Annotated in this window: 1 pseudogene; it reads right to left on the minus strand. The window is 41.2% G+C overall.

What is annotated here, in order from left to right:
• Nucleotides 1-1,177, minus strand: a pseudogene (locus tag R7070_RS25205) (AraC family transcriptional regulator); the annotation flags it as partial.
• Between the last annotated feature and the right edge of the window lie 245 nt (nucleotides 1,178-1,422).

The raw sequence follows: 1,422 nt of genomic DNA on the forward strand, positions 1-1,422 counted from the left end.
CCAAACCTTTTGAAGTGGCAAGCCATAACATGCCTCGTTGGAACGCAAATTCGTTAATTTGAGAATCTAATTCTAAGACTTTTACAATCCCTTCCGCGCCAGAACGATACAGTTTGCGGTCATCGGCAAACCAAAGCACACCATCTGGCCCTGTTACCGTTTGTCTAATACGACCAGATAAGGTTTGCGAGTCATAGCTACTAAAGGTAACTCGCTCAAATTTTTTGCTGAACAAAGAGTAATAACGAATGCCTTGGTTGGTCGCTATCCACATTCCGCCCATGTTGTCGCTAAGTAAGGAATAAATTTTAGTGCTATCGAGCTCTAACTCTAAGAAGCTCGCAGGCTCAACTTCAGTAACTTCACCAGTTAAAAACGAGTAGAGATACAAACCGTGCTCAGTACCAACCCAATACTCTTGATTGGTCTCTGAAAACGTCAGTACGTGGGAGCCGCCAATTTTGACGATCTCTTTGTTCGGCTCGTAAATATTGAAGATCAACGCGCCTTTTAAGGTGCCAACCAATATCTCGCGTCTCGTATGCGAGTAGTACACTTTTTCAATGTAGTTTTGACCGGATGAAATCACATGATCAAATTTATTACCTTCAGAGAGATAGACACCAGATGTTGTAGCCAACGCCCATTTGGTTTCGATCAGAATCGCATCATTGATGTACACATAACTATTATTGCTATGTTGATACAGTTGAAGCAGTGAAAATGAATCAAGTTCATTGGTTTTGATGTTGTAGGTATAAAAATGTGCGCCATCACTGACCCAAATATAATCACCTGATGAACCTATTTTTCTAATTTGCGACCCGGGGTTAAGGCTAAAGACCAACTGCCTTTCTTTGTTTGGGTAGGTCTGATAAACCTCATTTTCGACAAAGGTCCAGAATGACCCTTGATGATACGCAAGCTGCTTTGCGGTCGTTTGCAAAAAACTGCCTGATTTTGGCAGAACATTCTGGCCGTCATAAAAAAGAACGCGGCCATGTACGTCATGAATCCATAGCCCACCTTGCTCGCCCAAGAACAATTTTTTCGCAGCAATAAAAGTGCCCTTAACCTGAGTAGGCAAAGGATAAAAGATGGCATTTGCGTTATTCAGCGCAAATGCTTGAGATGATATGAAGAGTCCCCAGAAAATCAGGACAAGTTGGCGAAGCAAGACGAAAACCTTATATATCAATTTATATCAACTCAACTCCCTATAGGCCTTCCGTAGCTCTTGTGAGTAGGGTTATTTTGAGCCGCTAATTATTGATAATGATATCTCAATTCCTTTTATAGAAAAGGTTCGTCTTGCCAAAGGTTGTAATTCTTACTGCTAGATCACGTAAAAGAGACATTTCATCCGCAAAACTACAACTAATTACTCTTATTTAGCCAAACATTGCTCAAAGCTGTCAGCCA

This window comes from Vibrio sp. 1557 (assembly GCF_033340175.1).
Lineage (GTDB): Bacteria > Pseudomonadota > Gammaproteobacteria > Enterobacterales > Vibrionaceae > Vibrio > Vibrio alginolyticus.